At 64.5% G+C, this 1,401-nt stretch carries 1 pseudogene; it reads left to right on the top strand.

The annotated features are described in order from the left end of the window. Positions 1–11: 11 nt before the first annotated feature. Positions 12–719: pseudogene (locus E3D03_RS20710) on the top strand (IS701 family transposase). The last annotated feature ends 682 nt before the right edge of the window (positions 720–1,401 follow it).

The following is a 1,401-nucleotide window of genomic DNA, read 5'->3' as shown; positions in this document are numbered from 1 at the left end:
CAGGTTGCTCCATGGATGGCTCCTCTCAGGATGATTGGCGGGACGATCTGACCGAGTGGCTTCGTCCCTTTGTGGCCACATTGGGCGACCGTCGCCGGGCGCGGATGTGTCCGGCTTACGTTGAGGGACTGATTGGTCCTGGCGATCGCAAGAGCGTGCAGCCCATGGCGATGCGTTCGCCCGGGATTGGCTATGATCAACTTCATCATTTTATTGGTGCCGCGCTGTGGGACAGCGCGCCGCTGGAGAAGGACCTGTGCCGGCAGGCAGACGCCTTGGTTGGTGGCAACGATGCCTGGCTGATTATTGATGATACCGCATTGCCCAAGAAGGGGCGTGCCTCGGTTGGGGTAGCACCGCAATACGCGTCGGCGCTCGGCAAGAACGCCAACTGCCGGACCCTTGTGTCGGTGACGCTGGCATCAGGCGAAGTGCCCGTGACGATCGGGCTTCGGCTGTTTCTGCCCGAGCGCTGGGCCAGTGCGCATGGATCGGGCAGGGGTTCCTGACGAGGTGCGCACCTACCGTGACCCCAGCCGGAGACCGCATTGGCCGAGATCGACCGCGTGCGCAGCGCAGGTGCGCGCTTCGGCGGCATCCTGGCCGACGCCGGCTATGGCCTGTCTGGCCCGTTCCGGCAGGCGCTCACCGAGCGCGGACTGACCTGGGCCGTGGGCATCCTCACAAGCAGAAGGTCTGGCCGGCCAAGGTTGCCCTGATCTTCCCGGTCGCCGGTCGCGGGCGACCGCGCAAGACCATGCCCCCGATGTCCCATCTCGCCCGGCGCAGGAGATGCTTGAGAATGCGAAGTTGGCAGGCCGTGAGTTGGCGGCGCGGCACGAAAGGCAAGCTCTCAGCCCGCTTCGCTGCCATGCGTGTCCGTGTCGCCGACGGACCGCCGCAGCGCATTGGCGATCTTGGCCAGCAGCATCTGCCCGGCGAGGAGGTCTGGCTGGTCGACGAGCACCGTTCCACCGGCGAGCGCAAATACGACCCCAGCACCCTGCCGGCCGACACACCGCTCAGGAAACTGGCCGGGGCCCGGCCCGTTGGGTCTGTGAGCAAGCCCATCAGCAGCTCAAGGAAGAGTTGGGCCTTGACCACTTCGAGGGCCGATCATGGCAGGGCCTGCACCGACATGCGCTCATGACCATGATCGCGTTCGCCTTCCTGCAAGCCCGACGCTGAAGGCAGCGGGTCGGAAAAAAAAAGGGCCCCAGCTCCGCGCCGCAACCGAGCTTACCAGCTATCAGGCAGACGATCTAGATCCAGCTCAGTCAGCCGCCGCCCAATTGTCCCCACTGCCGTAGGACGTGGCGAAAAATGCTCGACAGACTTCTGCCAAAGTAATGCTAGGGTCAGGACTGGTTCACGTGTCATAGCCAGAACATGACGGTGGCG

Origin of the sequence: Paracoccus sp. DMF, from assembly GCF_004407025.1 — a bacterium.
Lineage (GTDB): Bacteria > Pseudomonadota > Alphaproteobacteria > Rhodobacterales > Rhodobacteraceae > Paracoccus > Paracoccus aminovorans_B.
The sequence above is the reverse complement of the archived record's forward strand: the minus strand, read 5'-3'. Positions and strand labels throughout refer to the sequence as shown.